Source organism: Mesorhizobium sp. M0854, from assembly GCF_040319815.1.
GTDB lineage: Bacteria > Pseudomonadota > Alphaproteobacteria > Rhizobiales > Rhizobiaceae > Mesorhizobium.
Genome location: NZ_JAMYOL010000009.1, coordinates 18,718 through 34,086, shown reverse-complemented (window position 1 = coordinate 34,086; position 15,369 = coordinate 18,718). Strand labels below are relative to the sequence as shown.

The 15,369-nt window shown below is 63.1% G+C and carries 15 protein-coding genes and 1 pseudogene; 11 read left to right on the top strand and 5 right to left on the bottom strand.

Annotation, left to right across the window (positions count from 1 at the left end; translation table 11 throughout):
- Window positions 1-21: 21 nt before the first annotated feature.
- The 5 genes from NKH99_RS16075 to recJ all read left to right on the top strand — a co-directional run bounded on the left by NKH99_RS16075 (window position 22) and on the right by recJ (window position 5,939).
- Entirely contained in the window at window positions 22-354 is a 333-nt protein-coding gene (locus NKH99_RS16075) for a hypothetical protein (RefSeq protein WP_353014692.1), read from the top strand.
- 40 nt (window positions 355-394) lie between these two features.
- The gene (locus NKH99_RS16070) at window positions 395-1,612 is read left to right on the top strand and encodes an LL-diaminopimelate aminotransferase (RefSeq protein ID WP_023678886.1); all 1,218 of its coding nucleotides are present in this window, start codon (window positions 395-397) and stop codon (window positions 1,610-1,612) included.
- A 40-nt stretch (window positions 1,613-1,652) separates the two neighbouring features.
- Entirely contained in the window at window positions 1,653-2,966 is a 1,314-nt protein-coding gene (locus NKH99_RS16065; RefSeq protein WP_352500850.1) for a homoserine dehydrogenase, read from the top strand.
- Between the two features lie 144 nt (window positions 2,967-3,110).
- A complete protein-coding gene (gene glpX / locus NKH99_RS16060; protein WP_353014691.1) occupies window positions 3,111-4,094 on the top strand; it encodes a class II fructose-bisphosphatase in 984 nt (327 codons plus the stop codon).
- 60 nt (window positions 4,095-4,154) lie between these two features.
- On the top strand, window positions 4,155-5,939 hold the full coding sequence (gene recJ, locus NKH99_RS16055; protein WP_352451358.1) for a single-stranded-DNA-specific exonuclease RecJ: 1,785 nt from the start codon (window positions 4,155-4,157) through the stop codon (window positions 5,937-5,939).
- Between the two features lie 19 nt (window positions 5,940-5,958).
- Here recJ and NKH99_RS16050 read toward each other — a convergent pair whose 3' ends face one another.
- The 3 genes from NKH99_RS16050 to folE all read right to left on the bottom strand — a co-directional run bounded on the left by NKH99_RS16050 (window position 5,959) and on the right by folE (window position 8,156).
- Window positions 5,959-6,930, bottom strand: a complete 972-nt coding sequence (locus NKH99_RS16050) for a patatin family protein (RefSeq protein WP_023678882.1) — start codon at window positions 6,928-6,930, stop codon at window positions 5,959-5,961.
- An 84-nt stretch (window positions 6,931-7,014) separates the two neighbouring features.
- A complete protein-coding gene (gene hisI, locus NKH99_RS16045; protein WP_352923026.1) occupies window positions 7,015-7,485 on the bottom strand; it encodes a phosphoribosyl-AMP cyclohydrolase in 471 nt (156 codons plus the stop codon).
- A 35-nt stretch (window positions 7,486-7,520) separates the two neighbouring features.
- Entirely contained in the window at window positions 7,521-8,156 is a 636-nt protein-coding gene (gene folE, locus NKH99_RS16040) for a GTP cyclohydrolase I FolE (RefSeq protein ID WP_352466975.1), read from the bottom strand.
- A gap of 240 nt (window positions 8,157-8,396) precedes the next feature.
- Between folE and NKH99_RS16035 the strand changes: the two genes are divergently transcribed.
- On the top strand, window positions 8,397-8,843 hold the full coding sequence (locus tag NKH99_RS16035) for an iron-sulfur cluster assembly scaffold protein (protein ID WP_023678879.1): 447 nt from the start codon (window positions 8,397-8,399) through the stop codon (window positions 8,841-8,843).
- Here the strand turns inward: NKH99_RS16035 and NKH99_RS16030 are convergent.
- A complete protein-coding gene (locus tag NKH99_RS16030) occupies window positions 8,840-9,754 on the bottom strand; it encodes a LysR substrate-binding domain-containing protein (RefSeq protein WP_352500847.1) in 915 nt (304 codons plus the stop codon). The two genes, NKH99_RS16035 and NKH99_RS16030, sit on opposite strands and share 4 nt — an antisense overlap.
- A 91-nt stretch (window positions 9,755-9,845) precedes the next feature.
- On the opposite strand from NKH99_RS16030, the gene NKH99_RS16025 reads away from it, so the two are divergent.
- The 4 genes and pseudogenes from NKH99_RS16025 (at window position 9,846) to thrS (ending at window position 13,485) form a co-directional block, all read left to right on the top strand.
- The gene (locus tag NKH99_RS16025; protein WP_352473909.1) at window positions 9,846-10,013 is read left to right on the top strand and encodes a hypothetical protein; all 168 of its coding nucleotides are present in this window, start codon (window positions 9,846-9,848) and stop codon (window positions 10,011-10,013) included.
- 79 nt (window positions 10,014-10,092) lie between these two features.
- Window positions 10,093-10,467, top strand: a complete 375-nt coding sequence (gene yidD, locus NKH99_RS16020) for a membrane protein insertion efficiency factor YidD (RefSeq protein ID WP_352451412.1) — start codon at window positions 10,093-10,095, stop codon at window positions 10,465-10,467.
- Between the two features lie 146 nt (window positions 10,468-10,613).
- Window positions 10,614-11,344 (top strand): annotated as a pseudogene (locus NKH99_RS16015) (penicillin-binding transpeptidase domain-containing protein).
- A gap of 167 nt (window positions 11,345-11,511) precedes the next feature.
- Complete coding sequence (gene thrS / locus NKH99_RS16010) at window positions 11,512-13,485, top strand: threonine--tRNA ligase (protein WP_353014690.1); 1,974 nt, start codon at window positions 11,512-11,514, stop codon at window positions 13,483-13,485.
- 157 nt (window positions 13,486-13,642) lie between these two features.
- Here the strand turns inward: thrS and NKH99_RS16005 are convergent, their stop codons facing one another.
- A complete protein-coding gene (locus NKH99_RS16005; RefSeq protein ID WP_352540660.1) occupies window positions 13,643-14,608 on the bottom strand; it encodes an RgsD C-terminal domain-containing protein in 966 nt (321 codons plus the stop codon).
- A 156-nt stretch (window positions 14,609-14,764) separates the two neighbouring features.
- On the opposite strand from NKH99_RS16005, the gene NKH99_RS16000 reads away from it, so the two are divergent.
- Window positions 14,765-15,349 carry a nitroreductase family protein gene (locus NKH99_RS16000; RefSeq protein WP_352500844.1) on the top strand — a complete coding sequence of 195 codons (585 nt, stop codon included), beginning with the start codon at window positions 14,765-14,767 and terminating at the stop codon, window positions 15,347-15,349.
- Window positions 15,350-15,369 lie beyond the last annotated feature (20 nt).

The following is a 15,369-nucleotide window of genomic DNA, read 5'->3' as shown; positions in this document are numbered from 1 at the left end:
GGCACTGGTCGTTTTTGCCGCATGGCGCTCGTCCTGTTGGCGATGGCCGGTTGCACGAGCAGCAACATGGAAGGTGCGGCGCCCGCCACCGGCCTTGTCGGCGCGAAGGACACCGGTTCCTATCCGAACCTGAACATCCGGCCGCAGGTGGCGGCCGAGCAATTCACCGACGAGGAAAAGAACGCCAAGCTCGCCCAACTGAAGGCCGAGGAGCAGAGCCAGGCCGCCAAGGGCGGCGGCGTCAAGGTTGCGGACCAGGCAACGCTGGACCAGCTGGCAAAAAAACACGGCGCCGAGGCGCTGAAGCAGATCGAAGGCAAATGCGACCCCGCTCTCGACCCTAGTTGCAAATAGGCTTATACGCGCGACCGCAACCTCACTGTCTGGAACTGCCATGGAAGAATTTCACAAGGTCCGCCGGCTTCCGCCCTATGTCTTCGAACAGGTCAACCGGCTGAAGGCCAGCGCGCGTTCGCGCGGCGCCGACATCATCGACCTTGGCATGGGCAATCCGGACCTGCCGACGCCCAAGGCCATCGTCGACAAACTCTGCGAGGTGGTACGCGATCCGCGCACGCACCGCTATTCGTCGTCGCGCGGCATTCCGGGCCTGCGTCGTGCCCAGGCCAACTACTATGCCCGCCGCTTCGGCGTGAAGCTCGACCCGGACAGCCAGGTGGTGGCGACGCTCGGCTCGAAGGAGGGCTTCGCCAATATGGCGCAGGCGATCACCGCCCCCGGCGATGTGATCCTGTGCCCCAATCCGACCTATCCGATCCACGCCTTCGGCTTCATTATGTCAGGCGGCGTCATCCGCTCGCTGCAGGTCGAGCCGGACGACGGCTTTATCCCGGCCCTGGAGCGCGGCATCCGCCATTCGATCCCGAAGCCGCTGGCACTGATCCTCAATTATCCGTCCAACCCGACGGCACTGGTCGCTTCGCTCGATTTCTACAAGGAGGTGGTGGCCTTCGCCAGGAAGAACGACATCATCATCCTGTCGGATCTTGCCTATTCGGAGATCTATTTCGACGGCAATCCGCCGCCTTCGGTGCTACAGGTGCCGGGCGCCATAGACGTCGCCGTCGAGTTCACCTCGATGTCGAAGACCTTTTCGATGCCGGGCTGGCGCATGGGTTTTGCGGTCGGCAATGAACGGCTGATCTCGGCGCTGACGCGAGTGAAATCCTATCTCGACTACGGCGCCTTCACGCCAATCCAGGTGGCGGCGGCGCATGCACTCAACGGCGACGGCGCCGACATCGCCGAAGTGCGCGACGTCTACCGCAAACGCCGCGATGTCATGGTCGACGCTTTCAGCCGCGCCGGCTGGACCATTCCCGCACCGGCGGCATCGATGTTCGCCTGGGCGCCGATCCCGGAGCCGTTCAAGCACCTTGGCTCGCTTGAATTCTCCAAGCTCCTGATCGAGCACGCCGACGTCGCGGTGGCGCCGGGCGTCGGCTTCGGCGAGCATGGCGACGATCACGTGCGCATCGCGCTGGTCGAAAACGAGCACCGGATCCGGCAAGCGGCGCGCAACATCAAGCGCTTCCTCGCATCCAGCGCCAAGCAGCCGAATAACGTCGTACCGCTCGCCGCGCATCGCTGATTTTCTACACATCGACCGACTGAATGGGGCGTCGCCGGACATGGCTGAAGCGTTGCGTGTTGGAATTGCCGGGCTCGGCACCGTCGGTGCGTCGGTGGCCCGCGTGCTGCGCGACAAGGCGGCTGAACTGACGCGACAGTGCGGACGCGACATCGTCGTGTCGGCGGTTTCGGCCCGCGATCCCAAACGCGACCGCGGCGTTGATCTTGGCACAGCACAGTGGTTCGACGATGCCGTCAAGATGGCGCAGACCGCCGAGATCGATGTCTTCGTCGAGCTGATCGGCGGCGACGAAGGCCCGTCACGCTCGTCCGTCAAAGCGGCGCTCGAGGCCGGCCGCCACGTCGTCACCGCCAACAAGGCACTGCTTGCCAAGCACGGGGTGGCATTGGCCGAGATCGCCGAGAGGAAAGGCGTGCTGCTCAATTACGAGGCGGCGGTGGCCGGCGGCATTCCGGTCATCAAGACGATGCGCGAGGCGATGGCCGGCAATTCGGTGACCCGCGTTTTCGGCATCCTCAACGGTACCTGCAATTATATTTTGACGCGCATGGAAGCCGAGGGCCTGTCCTTTGATGCCTGCCTGAAGGATGCGCAACGGCTGGGCTATGCCGAAGCCGACCCGACCTTCGACATCGAGGGTCACGACACCGCGCACAAGCTGTCGATCCTGACCAGCCTTGCCTTCGGCACGAGGATCGCCGCCAACGATATCTACATGGAAGGCATCTCCAACATCAGCCAGGCCGACATCCGCGCGGCCGGCGATCTCGGCTACCGGATCAAGCTGCTTGGCGTCGCCCAACGCACCGAAAGCGGCATCGAGCAGCGCGTGCACCCGACCATGGTGCCGACGGCCTCGGTCATCGCGCAGGTGCACGGCGTCACCAACGCGGTGGCGATAGAAACCGACATCCTCGGCGAATTGCTGCTTTCCGGCCCTGGCGCCGGCGGCAACGCCACCGCGTCGGCGGTGATCGGCGACATTGCCGACATCGCCAAGAGCCGGCCTGGCTTCCAGCATGGTCCGGTCTTCGGCCGGCCGGCGAAGGAATTGAAGCCTTACAAGAAAGCGCAGATGCGCAGCCATGCCGGCGGCTATTTCATCCGGCTGACCGTGCACGACCGCCTCGGCGTCTTCGCGGCAATAGCCAAGCGCATGGCCGACAACGACATTTCGCTGGAATCGATTGTCCAGCATGCCGCCGGGCCGGAAACCGAGGCACAGAAGACGGTCATCCTGGTGACCCACGAGACGACCGAGGCGGCGGTGCGCAAGGCCGTCGACGGCATCACCAGGGACAGCCTTCTGACCGACAAGCCGCAAGTCATCCGCATCGAGCGGGCTGGATAGCAGTCTCACATTTTGCGTTTAATCGATTGATATTGCTGCGCTTTCAAAAAGGTCCAACGCAGGTCTTGCTGTTGTCACGGGGCTTTGACACAAGAAGCGCGTCTCTGGCGGAGAGGCTAAACTGCCAACGAGGATTGTCCATCGATGAATGTGGCCCAGAACATTGTCGCCGGCCTCGACCGGATACTGACCATGGAATTGGTGCGCGTCACCGAACGCGCCGCGGTCGCGGCCGCCAGATTGCGCGGACGCGGCGACGAGAAAGCCGCCGACCAGGTCGCGGTCGATGCCATGCGGCAGGAGCTCAACCGTCTTGCCATCAACGGCACGGTGGTGATCGGCGAAGGCGAGCGCGACGAGGCGCCGATGCTTTATATCGGCGAAGAGGTCGGTACCGGCCAAGGCCCGGCTGTCGACATCGCGCTTGATCCGCTCGAAGGCACGACGATCTGCGCCAAGAACCTGCCCAACGCACTGGCCGTTATCGCCATTGCCGAAAAAGGCAGCCTTTTGTTCGCGCCGGACGTCTATATGGACAAGATCGCGATCGGTCCGGGTTATGCCGACGGCATCATCGACATCGATGCCTCGCCGGCCGAAAACATCGCCAGCCTCGCCAGGGCCAAGGGCGTGCCGGTGGCGGAGATTACCGCCTGTATTCTCGACCGGCCACGCCATGGCGCGTTGATCGAAGCCGTGCGGGCGACCGGAGCCGCGATCCGTCTGATCGGCGACGGTGATGTCGCCGGGGTCATCCATACCACCGACCCGGACGAGACCGGCATCGACATCTATCTCGGCACCGGAGGCGCGCCCGAAGGCGTGCTCGCAGCTGCCGCCTTGCGCTGCACCGGTGGCCAGATGCAGGGCAGGTTGATCTTCGATACGCCGGAAAAGCTGGCGCGCGCCGCGAAGATGCGGATCTCCGACCCAAAACGGATCTACCACACGCAAGACATGGCACGCGGCGACGTGCTGTTTGCCGCGACCGGCGTCACCGACGGCAATATGCTGGCCGGCGTCAAGTTCGGCCGCAATTTCATCACCACGCACACGATCGTGCTGCGCTCGTCATCGCGGACCGTGCGCGAAATCAAAGCCAGGCATCAGGATCTGGAAAAGTTTTGATTTCGACTCAGTTAGCCGTTGCATATTGTGCGCAATGACAAATTGCAGACGGCGCGTCACGTGACGGGGGAAAGACGCTTTTTCCTCGATGTCAGGCAGTCGGCCACCGGCGTTTCCTGGGAACACCGGCTGACCGAGCGTCAGGACATGGCCGCGCTCGCCATCGCGCAAGGGTATGGCGTGCCTGACATCGTGGCACGTGTGCTGGCCGGGCGTGGTGTCACCGCCGAGCAGACCGAGCGGTTTCTGGATCCGACCATCCGCAATCTGCTGCCCGACCCGGCATCGCTGACCGACATGGACAGGGCCGCCGCTCGCATCGCCCAGGCGGTGATGGCCAGGGAAAAAGTGGCGATCTTTGGCGACTACGATGTCGACGGCGCCGCCTCGTCGGCGCTGCTCAAGCGCTTTCTCGCATATTTCTCGGTGGCGTCGGAGATCTACATACCGGACCGCATCTTCGAGGGTTACGGCCCCAATCCGGAAGCGATGCGCGAACTCGTCTCGCGCGGCGCGACGCTGATCGTCACCGTCGATTGCGGCACCAACAGTGCTGCTTCCATCGACGCCGCAAAGGCCGCCGGCGCCGACGTCGTGGTGCTCGATCACCATCAGGTCGGCGGGCCGCTGCCGGCGGCGGCTGCGGTCGTCAACCCAAATCGCGAGGACGACCTTTCCGGCCAAGGTCATCTTTGTGCCGCCGGCGTCGTCTTCCTTTGCCTGGTGCAGACCGCGAAGATCCTGCGCGGCCGCTTGCCGGATGCCGCACCGCCGGACCTGCTTGGCCTGCTCGACCTGGTGGCGCTGGGCACAGTCTGCGACGTGGTGCCGCTCACCGGCGTCAACCGCGCCTTCGTGGTCAAGGGGCTGCAGGTGGCGCGGCAGCAGAGAAACGAAGGGCTGGCGGCGTTGGCGCGGGTCTCGCGTATAGGCGAGCCGATCAGCACGTTCCATCTGGCCTTTCTGATCGGTCCGCGCATCAACGCCGGCGGGCGCATCGGCGACGCAGCACTTGGCAGCCGCCTGCTTGCAACCGACGACCCCGTCGAGGCCCGCACCATCGCCGAGACGCTGGATCGGCTCAACCAGGAACGGCAGTCGATGGAGCAGGAGATGCTGGCCGCCGCGCGCTCAGAGGCCGATGCCGAGCTTGCCGGCGGCAATGGTCCGGCCATCGTGGTGACAGCCAGCAGCAACTGGCATCCTGGCATTGTCGGCCTGCTTGCCTCGCGGCTCAAGGACCATGCAAGACGGCCGGCCTTTGCCATCGCCTTCAACGCCAATGGTGTCGGTACGGGGTCAGGCCGTTCGGTGTCGGGCTTCGACCTCGGCCGGCTGGTGCGCGAGGCTGCCGATGCCGGGCTTATCGTCAAGGGCGGCGGCCACGGAATGGCGGCCGGCATCACTGTCGAGCGGGCGAAGCTCGGCGAACTCAGGGCTTTCTTCGAAGAGCGCGCGGCGGTGGATGTGTTCCGCCTGCAAGGCGAGGAGAGCCTGGCGATCGACGGCGCGCTTGCCGCCGAGGGCGCGACGCTTGCGCTGCTCGATGCGCTTGAGAGGGCAGGGCCGTTCGGCGCCGGGCATGTTGCGCCGGTGTTCGCGCTTCCGCGCCACCGGCTTGTCGATGCGCGGGCGGTCGGCAGCAACCACATCCGCGCCGACCTGCAGTCGGAAAGCGGCGGCCGCATCCAGGCGATCGCCTTTCGCGCGGTCGACACGGCTCTTGGCGAATTCCTGTTCAAGAACAGGGGTAAGCCGGTGCATGTCGCCGGCTCGCTGTCGGGCAACCACTGGAACGGCAACCGCACGGTGCAGTTCCGCATCGTCGACGCGGCGCTTGCCTGAGAGCTCGCTGCCGCCCTGCCTAAGCGAGGACGGTCTGCAGCCGGGTCAGGTCGCCGATCTGCGCCATCGTTGCCTGGTAGCCGATACGGATCGCTTCGTCGGCGCGGTGGAATTCGGTCAGGCCGATATGGCTGAGCTTCGGCTGCAGCGATATGTCCGGCGGGTCGCCGGCCAGCCTGGCGCGCGAAATGCGGTCCTGGATGATGTTAAAGGCCTCGACCATGACGCCGGTAATGCCGAGCCGCGTCTCGCGCGACTGGCGTTCGGGATCGGCGTGGCCGGCCCTCGGCGCGTCTTTCTCGATGACCAGCTCGCCGGCATTGTGCTTGATCACCGCGGCGCGGCCGAACAGATCGTAGTGAAGGTTCACCGCAACCACGAGCGGCTGCTCGTAGGCACGGCAGACCGAGACCGGCACCGGATTGACCAGTGCGCCGTCAACCAGCACACGCCCATTGCAGGCGACCGGCTCGAACACGCCGGGCAGCGCGTAGGAGGCGCGCATTGCGGTGCTCAACGAGCCGCTCGACAGCCAGATCTCATGGCCGGTGCGGATTTCCGAAGCGACGCAGACGAATGGTTTTGGCAGGTCCTCGAAGCGGATGCCGGCTATGTGCTCGCGCAGCCGCGCATCGAGCTTCATGCCACCGAACAGGCCGCTGCCGCGTAGATTGAGGTCGAGAAGGCCAAAAATGCGCCGCCTGGTCAGGCTGCGCGCGAATTCTTCCAACTCGTCGAGCTTGCCGGCAACATAGCAGCCGCCGACCAGCGCGCCGATCGAGGTGCCGGCGATCATCGACACTTCGATGCCGGCTTCGTCAAGCGCGCGCAGCACGCCGATATGCGCCCAGCCGCGCGCACAGCCGCCACCCAATGCCAGCGAAATCCCTGTTTTGCCCGGAGATTTGGTTTCGGATGCGCCCGCGGCCGAGGAGAGGCCATTGGCCTCCCGAACGTCAGGTCTGTTGCGCAATGACGCCCAGTCGAGCATCACAATCTCCCTTGTCCCACGGTCATCCTACAGGCGGGCCGTATCGAAATCATGAATATACGTGGCTGAAGTGCTGCGAATGGTTCATATTGATGGTGTATTGGGCTTTCGATAGGTTTTTTCCGCATCGAACAGCGGCTTGCTGCCGTCGCTGGCAAGCGTCCCTTTGCCATCGCTCAGCCCCACCGTCCGATAAAAGCATGAACGTCGGCCGGTGTGACAAGTTGCTTCGTGACCCAGCACTTTGACGCGCAACCATATCGCGTCCTGGTCACAATCCGTGAGCATCTCGACGACCTGCTGGACATTGCCCGAGGTTTCGCCCTTCTTCCACAGCGCGTTGCGCGAACGCGACCAGTAGTGCGCGATGCCGGTCTCGAGCGTCAGCGCCAGCGCCTCGGCATTCATATGCGCGACCATCAGCAGCACGCCGTCTTCGGCATCGGTGACCACGACAGTGACGAGGCCGGCAGCATCGAAGCGCGGTGAAAGGACCGCGCCTTCCTCGAGTGCCTTCTTGTCTGTTGGAGCTTTCGGGAATTCCAATGCCGACATTCGCCGGTCCTTATCTAGCGAAGCCGGCAGGCCGATCAGATCCTGCCGCCGCGCACCATGGTGACGAAGCGGACCTGCTCTTCGGGTGTGTCCTTGAAGACGCCGGTGAAGGTTGAGGTCAGCGTGGTGGAGCCCTGCTTGCGGATGCCGCGCATGGCCATGCACATATGCTCGGCCTCAAGCATAACGGCCACACCGCGCGGATTGAGCACGTCCTGGATGACGCCGGCAATCTGCGCGGTCATCGCTTCCTGGGTCTGCAAGCGATGGGCGAAGATGTCGACGACACGGGCTATCTTGGACAGGCCGACAACCTTGCCGTCAGGCAGATAGCCGACATGCGCCTTGCCGATGATCGGCACCATGTGATGCTCGCAATGCGAGTGGAAGGATATGTCCTTGACGAGAACGAGGTCGTCATAGCCGGCAACTTCCTCAAAGGTGCGGCCAAGTTCCTCGGCTGGGCACATATCATAACCGTTGAACATTTCGCTGAACGCCTTGGTGACGCGCTTCGGCGTGTCGATCAGGCCCTCGCGGTCAGGGTTGTCGCCGGTCCAGCGCAACAAGGTGCGCACAGCGGCTTCGACTTCGGCCTCGCTCGGCCGGTCGGTGACCGGCTTTTCCATATAGGCAGACCGCGGCATGAGTTTCTTGATAACGGCGTCCATAAAGGCGTCTCCCGTAGTTCCTCTCTCAGGAGGAACGAGTTGAACGGACCACGACCTTTCGGGTGTCAGAAACTCGCCCGGTTTCCAGCCCGTAAGTGGCGTGAACAGAATTGGGTATGACGAGGTTTGTGGTCGCCTTGTCGATACCCGACTACCGCCATTATATATGTTCGTGCCGAGCGAAAGGAAGACGCCAGAGCGGCAATGACTGTTCGCTGGGCGGCGACGGATTGGAAAAATATGATCGACGATGTCTACAATGCGAAAATTCTGGGTTTTGCCGGAAACATCGCACGGATCGGCCGGCTCGACCGGCCCGACGCAACCGCACGAGCACATTCCAAGCTGTGCGGATCGACGGTGACCGTCGATCTGAAGATGGATGATGGCGTCGTCAGCGATTTCGCGCATGACGTGAAGGCCTGTGCGCTTGGCCAGGCGTCGTCGTCGATCATGGCGCAGCATGTCGTCGGCGCCAGCGCCGAAGAATTGCGCAGCGTGCGCGAGACGATGCTGAAGATGCTGAAGGAAAACGGCCCGCCGCCCGAAGGCCGCTTCGCCGACCTGAAATACCTGGAACCGGTGCGCGACTACAAGGCGCGCCACGCCTCGACCATGCTGACCTTCGACGCAGTGGTCGACGCCATCGGCCAGATCGAGAAGAAGCGGGCGGAAGAGGCGGCTTAAACCTTGGCGAGAAAACGCCGGCTTTCGGCGAATTCCGCCCGGACCCAGTCGGCAAAAGCCCTGGCTGGTTCGGAAAGGTCATTCAGCCTTCTGGCTACTAGCCAATAGGCGCCCGACGCGACGTCGATGTCGAAAGGCTTGATAAGCGCGCCGGACGCAAGTTCTTCGCCGATCTGCAAAAGATCGCCCAGCGCGACACCATGTCCAAGCAAGGCTGCCTGCTTCGAAAGCGAAGCATCGGCCAGCATCGGACCGCGCGCAGGCACGGCATCAGCCGTCACGCCCGCCGCTTCGAACCAGCGTGCCCAAGCCTGACGGTTTTCTTCGTGCAGCAACGTATAGCGACCAAGGTCGATCGGCTTTTCCAGAGCTGGGCCGGATGCAAGAAGTGCCGGCGACAGAACTGGGGAATCGACGACCGCGGCAAGCTGTTCGGCTTCGCTGCGTGGCCATGAGGTGGCGTGCGCACTGAAACGCAGGGCAAGTTCGGGCTGATCGCTGCGAAACTCTATCAATCTCGGGTCGACCTCAAGGGAAACGTCGATGTCGGGTCGCAACTCGCGAAAGCGGTTGAGCCGCGGCACCAGCCATACGGATGCAAGCGATGGCTCGACGCTGACACGCACCACGGACTGCGTCGGGGCCGCCGTCAATTCCGAAAGCAGCCTGTCGATGCCCTCGAAACTTCTGACCAACTGGTCGAGCAGCCGCTGGCCGGTGTCGGTCAACTCGACGCGGCGATGATGGCGGAAGAACAAAGGTTGGCGCAGGAAGGTTTCGAGCTCGCGGATCTGTCGGCTGATCGCCGCCTGCGAAACATAAAGCTCCTCGGCCGCACGGCTGAAGCTCAGGTGACGACCGGCTGCTTCGAAGCTTCTCAGAGCCGTCAGGGGGAGGTGTCCGCGCTTCATTCGCATAACTCAGAGTTATCTGACGTGGACGTTATACTCGTTTGAAGAGCAAGGCCAGCGGCGCTCTAATCGGTGCTCAAGGAGTGCCGCCATGATCCAGTTTCTCAACATTCTGGGCGATGTGATGCGGATCGCGACGTTTCAATGGTACGACGAGAAACCGCATAGGGATTGGTGCGAGGAGAGGCCGCCGACCAGCGTCGCCGTATGCCGAAGGCCGACGCCCGACCGCTATCCGGTTCGCCCTACCAGGCCATGACGGGATTGCCGGAACGGCATTGCGTTCCTGGCCCGATGCGCACATCTATCGCGTAGGGAAACGCGATGTGGAGACTGCGGTGGTCGGCCAACATCGGCATGCGCACGGCGCCAGGCCGATTCGACAAGGACGCAACTGGTCCGGCCCGTGGCGCAAGACGCCGGGCCGCGTCTTCGGCACGTCGCTTGTCCGACTTTACCAGCTGACGCTGTCCGGCTTCGTCGGCAATTCCTGCCGGCATCTGCCGACCTGTTCCGAATACGCGTACGAAGCGATCGCCCGCCACGGGCTGTGGGCCGGCGGCTGGATGGGGTTTTTCCGGGTGCTGCGCTGCGGACCGTTCGGCACGCACGGCATCGACCGGGTGCCTGAGGCACTGGCTGATCGCTACCTCTGGTTCACGCCATGGCGGTACTGGCGGATCGGGAAAAAACGTGGCGACCTGGACAGTTGACCGCAACTGTGCGGTGCACAGAGGGGTCGCTTTTTACGATCTGGTAGGGTTAACCGCAACTTGCGCTGACATAGTGCATTTGAGACAAAATCGAGACAAGACACCTCGCTAAGCCGCTCCTGACACCCTTCAGGAGAGATTGCCAAATGCGCCGGATAGATCGTCTTCCCTTCGTTTTCGCCGTTGTTCTCTATGTCCTGGCGTGGCTGATGGGTTTTCCGATCCGTGCGCAATCAGCGCCGCTCGGGGACATCGAATGCACGCTGATCGTCGACGCCGCAAGCGGCGAGACGCTGTATCGCCAAGGGACCTGCGATCAGCGCTTCAGCCCGCCTCGACATTCCGCTGGCACTGATCGGCTATGATGCTGGAATCCTGGGCGACGAGCATACGCCAAGCTCGGAGTACAAGGCAGAGTTCAATGCCCGGAAACGGGACCGCAAGACCGTCGACCCGACGATCTGGGAAAGAGATTCGGTCCGGTGGTTCTCACGCGAGATCACGCGCCGGCTCGGCAGCAAACAGTTTGCCGGCTATGGGTCCAGATTGGACTATGGTGACACCGAAGTCTCCGGCACTGCCGGCAAGAATGACGGCCTCACCCATTCCTGAGTGAATTCTTCGCTCGAGATATCGCCGGTCGAGCAGGTCGATTTCCTGCGCAAGCGGCTGGACGGTGCAGGGCAAGACCGGAACGACCAGGCTCGGCGACAGCGCCGACAAGCGCTCGCTTGGCTGGTTTGTCGGCTGGGCGAAGACCGATGCTCGCAAGATCGTCTTTGCCCGCCTGGTAGTCGATACGAAACGTTCCGACACGCCAAAGGGGCTCAAGACGCGGGCGATGTTCCTGAAAGATCTGCCGAATCTCCTCAGGTGACCTACATCCAGCTTTACGGCACCGAAAACTGCCCATAAAAGACCGCTCGCCGCCGGACGCATCCGGCTCTTACTGATGCATCTCGTAGCCCCAAAACCGCTAAGCAGTCTTGGGCGACATGCATTTCACCACCCGCGCTCGTTTGCGGGACTGGATAGGAGAATCTTATGCTGAATTCCGTTTCCCTGACATTTCCCGATGGTTCCGTTCGCGATTACGACGCGGCGATGACCGGCGCCGGCCTGGCGGAATCGATCTCGAAGTCGCTGGCCAAGAAGGCCGTTGCCTATTCGATCGACGGCACGCTGCGCGATCTTTCCGACCCGATCGGCAAGTCCGGCAAGGTCGAGATCATCACCCGCGAGGACCCGCGTGCGCTGGAGCTCATCCGCCACGATGCAGCCCATGTGCTGGCCGAAGCCGTGCAGGAACTTTGGCCGGGAACGCAGGTGACCATCGGGCCGGTGATCGAAAACGGGTTCTACTACGATTTTGCCCGCAACGAGCCGTTCACGCCCGACGATTTCCCGGTGATCGAGAAGAAGATGCGCGAGATCATTGCGCGCAACAAGCCGTTCACCAAAGAGGTCTGGTCGCGCGAAAAGGCGAGAAGGATCTTTGCCGACAAGGGCGAGCGCTACAAGCTCGAGTTGATCGACGCCATCCCCGAGGATCAGGATCTCAAGATCTATGCACAGGGCGACTGGTTCGACCTCTGCCGTGGCCCGCATATGGCCGCGACCGGCCAGATCGGCAGCGCCTTCAAGCTGATGAAGGTCGCCGGCGCCTATTGGCGCGGCGACAGCAACAATCCGATGCTGACCCGCATCTACGGCACGGCCTGGGCCGACCAGGCGCAGCTCGAAGCCTATCAGACGATGCTGGAGGAGGCCGAGAAGCGCGACCACAGGAAGCTCGGCCGTGAGATGGACCTGTTCCACTTCCAGGAGGAGGGCCCCGGGGTCGTGTTCTGGCACGCCAAGGGCTGGAGGATGTTCCAGAACCTGGTCAATTACATGCGTCGCCGCCTCGACGAGCAGGGCTATCAGGAGGTCAACGCGCCGCAGGTGCTCGACAAGAGCCTGTGGCAGACGTCAGGCCACTGGGGCTGGTACCGGGACAACATGTTCAAGGTGACCGTTGCTGGCGACGACACCGACGACGACCGGGTGTTTGCGCTGAAGCCGATGAACTGCCCCGGTCACGTCCAAATCTTCAAGCACGGGCTGAAATCCTACCGCGATCTGCCGGTAAAACTTGCGGAATTCGGCAATGTGCATCGCTATGAGCCGTCCGGCGCGCTGCACGGGCTGATGCGCGTGCGCGGCTTTACCCAGGACGATGCGCACATCTTCTGCACCGAGGAACAGCTCGCCGACGAGTGCATCAAGATCAACGATCTGATCCTCTCGACCTATGCCGATTTCGGCTTCGACGAAATCACCGTCAAGCTGGCGACCCGCCCCGAAAAACGGGTCGGCACCGACGCGATGTGGGATCATGCCGAGGGCGTGCTGCAGGACGTGCTCGACAAGATCGCGGCGCGGTCGGGCAACCGGATCAAGACGGGCGTCAATCCGGGCGAGGGCACGTTCTACGGGCCGAAGTTCGAATATGTGCTGAAGGACGCCATCGGCCGCGACTGGCAATGCGGCACCACGCAGGTTGATTTCAACCTGCCTGAACGGTTCGGCGCCTTCTACATCGGCTCGGATTCGGAAAAGAAGCAGCCGGTGATGGTGCATCGCGCCATCTGCGGCTCGATGGAGCGGTTTCTCGGCATCCTGATCGAGAATTATTCCGGCCATTTCCCGCTCTGGTTCGCGCCGCTGCAGGTGGTGGTGGCGACGATCACTTCCGATGCCGACGATTACGCCCAGAAGGTCGTTGCGCAGCTGAAGGCGGCGGGGCTGATCGCCGAAGCCGATCTGCGCAACGAGAAGATCAACTACAAGGTCCGCGAGCATTCGCTGGCCAAGGTGCCGGTCATCCTCGTCTGCGGCAAGCGCGAGGCCGAGGAAGAAACGGTCAATATCCGTCGTCTCGGGTCGCGTGACCAGGAATCACTCGGCCTCGCAGCCGCCGTGAGGCTGCTTGCCGACGAGGCGGTGACACCCGACCGCAAGCGCCACGCGGCCTGAACCAGTCGACGAGCAATGAATGGCGGTGGAGCGATCCACCGCCATTTTTATATTTGTATGCCTGTCACGCCGCACGCCTATCTGGCAAATCGATCGACGTGCGCGTCGGCGACGCGCTGGCGCGACCCATGCACAAGGCAGCTTAGAGGGGCGCGTCTCAGTCGGCGCCTTCCTCGGAATCGATGGCCGAAGCCTCGGTGGCCAGAACCTCGATGTCCTGGTTGTGCCCAGCCACCACCGTAAAATCCTTCTGGTAGATGCGGTCGCGGTTCTTGGCGATGATGGTGTAGTCGCCCTCGGCCAGCACCATCGAGGCAAAGGCGCCGACGGTTTCCTTGATCGGATCGCCGGATTCGTTGAGCAGGGACCAGGAGGTGTCGGCGATCGCCTCGCCGCCTGGTTCGCGCACCAGCTTCATGGTCATCTCCGCGGCACGGTGCTCGACGGTCGCTTCAGTCAGCTTGCCGGCCTCGACGCGGATGTCGGAGCGGATGACCGCGTTCACCGCGCCATAGGTCGACACGACGTGGTAGGTGCCGGCATTGAGCCGCACGACGCTGTTCGGCTCGACATCGGGTATGATCAGGGCGCGATCGCCATCGGCCGCGGCGTGGCTCTCATAGATCGAGAAGCGCAGCTTCTTCGGCGGTATGCGTACCCCGCCGGACAGCACTGCATCGAGCTTGAGGCCACCGGCATCGAGCACGAGGCTCTCGCGCTTGGCTTCCTTGCCGACGGTGATGCGCTTGGTGGCGCCGGCCCGCCCGTAGGAGGCGTGGACCAGATACGAACCCGGCTCGAGCTGGAATATGGCGGTGCCGCCATGAGAGGAGGCGACCATCGTCAGCTTGCCGTCGCTGGCCGATTCGGGTTTGAAGACGCGCCAGACTATGCCGCGCGTGATGTCGGCGCCCTTGTCGGTCAATTGCGCCGACAGCGTGATCGCCCCGCTGCTGCCCAATGCCAGCGATGTCTCGCTTTTCGGAGGTGCATAGCCCGAAATTCCGGGAAGCTTCAGCTCGCCAAGGCCGTCCACATCCTGGGCGACGGCAAGCGAAACCGGCACCATCAACAGTGCGGCAGCGAGCCATATCAGGAAAAGACGCAATGTCCCCTCAAACATGCCGTGCGTTGAAGCCCAAGGCGGTGGCAATTTCAAGGCTTAAGAGTCCGGTCGGCTTCTGCTACAGGGCTCTTTGTCCGGCGCGCCGCGCCAATGCCCAAGCCGCCCGATGTCCCGATGGTGCGCTTCAGCTCAAATTCCAGGAGACTTGCGCCCATGGCGTCGCCGATCATCGATTTTCTGCTGACCCGAAATTCCGCGCCGATCCCGGATTTGAAAGAACCGGCACCGGGCGATGCGGAGATCGCGACGATGATCGCCGCCGCCTCGCGGGTGCCGGACCACGGCCGGCTGGAGCCTTGGCGTTTCATCCTCTATCGCGGCGAGGCTCGCGTCGATATCGGCAAGAAGCTGGCAGCACTTGCCGAACAGCGCGAAGGGCCGCTGCCGGAAGGCCGCCGCAACCAGGAACTGGCGCGCTTTTCGCGCGCGCCGCTGGTCATCGGCGTGATTTCTATCCCCAGGGAAAACCCAAAGATCCCGCAATGGGAGATGTTCCTGTCCGGCGGCATGGCGGCGATGAACCTGATGCTTGCCGCCAATGCGCTGGGCTACGGCACCAACATGATCAGCAACTGGTATTCCGACGTGCCCGAGGGCAGGGCGATCCTCGGCCTGGCGCCGCATGAGCGGGTCGTCGGCTTCGTCCATATCGGCTCCTACCAGGGGCCAGCGCCGGAACGACCGCGGCCCGATCCGGCAAAACTCTATGCCGACTATTCGGGGCCGTGGGTGGGATAATTTCGGCGCGGAACAGCCCC

Excerpts from the sequence above, each read along its gene's own strand:
- NKH99_RS16075 (WP_353014692.1), top strand. The coding sequence starts at position 22 with ATGGCGCTCGTCCTGTTGGCGATGGCCGGTTGCACGAGCAGCAACATG.
- NKH99_RS16070 (WP_023678886.1), top strand. The coding sequence starts at position 395 with ATGGAAGAATTTCACAAGGTCCGCCGGCTTCCGCCCTATGTCTTCGAA.
- NKH99_RS16065 (WP_352500850.1), top strand. The coding sequence starts at position 1,653 with ATGGCTGAAGCGTTGCGTGTTGGAATTGCCGGGCTCGGCACCGTCGGT.
- glpX (WP_353014691.1), top strand. The coding sequence starts at position 3,111 with ATGAATGTGGCCCAGAACATTGTCGCCGGCCTCGACCGGATACTGACC.
- NKH99_RS16050 (WP_023678882.1), bottom strand. The coding sequence starts at position 6,930 with ATGCTCGACTGGGCGTCATTGCGCAACAGACCTGACGTTCGGGAGGCC.
- hisI (WP_352923026.1), bottom strand. The coding sequence starts at position 7,485 with ATGTCGGCATTGGAATTCCCGAAAGCTCCAACAGACAAGAAGGCACTC.
- folE (WP_352466975.1), bottom strand. The coding sequence starts at position 8,156 with ATGGACGCCGTTATCAAGAAACTCATGCCGCGGTCTGCCTATATGGAA.
- NKH99_RS16035 (WP_023678879.1), top strand. The coding sequence starts at position 8,397 with ATGATCGACGATGTCTACAATGCGAAAATTCTGGGTTTTGCCGGAAAC.
- NKH99_RS16030 (WP_352500847.1), bottom strand. The coding sequence starts at position 9,754 with ATGAAGCGCGGACACCTCCCCCTGACGGCTCTGAGAAGCTTCGAAGCA.
- NKH99_RS16025 (WP_352473909.1), top strand. The coding sequence starts at position 9,846 with ATGATCCAGTTTCTCAACATTCTGGGCGATGTGATGCGGATCGCGACG.
- thrS (WP_353014690.1), top strand. The coding sequence starts at position 11,512 with ATGCTGAATTCCGTTTCCCTGACATTTCCCGATGGTTCCGTTCGCGAT.
- NKH99_RS16005 (WP_352540660.1), bottom strand. The coding sequence starts at position 14,608 with ATGTTTGAGGGGACATTGCGTCTTTTCCTGATATGGCTCGCTGCCGCA.
- NKH99_RS16000 (WP_352500844.1), top strand. The coding sequence starts at position 14,765 with ATGGCGTCGCCGATCATCGATTTTCTGCTGACCCGAAATTCCGCGCCG.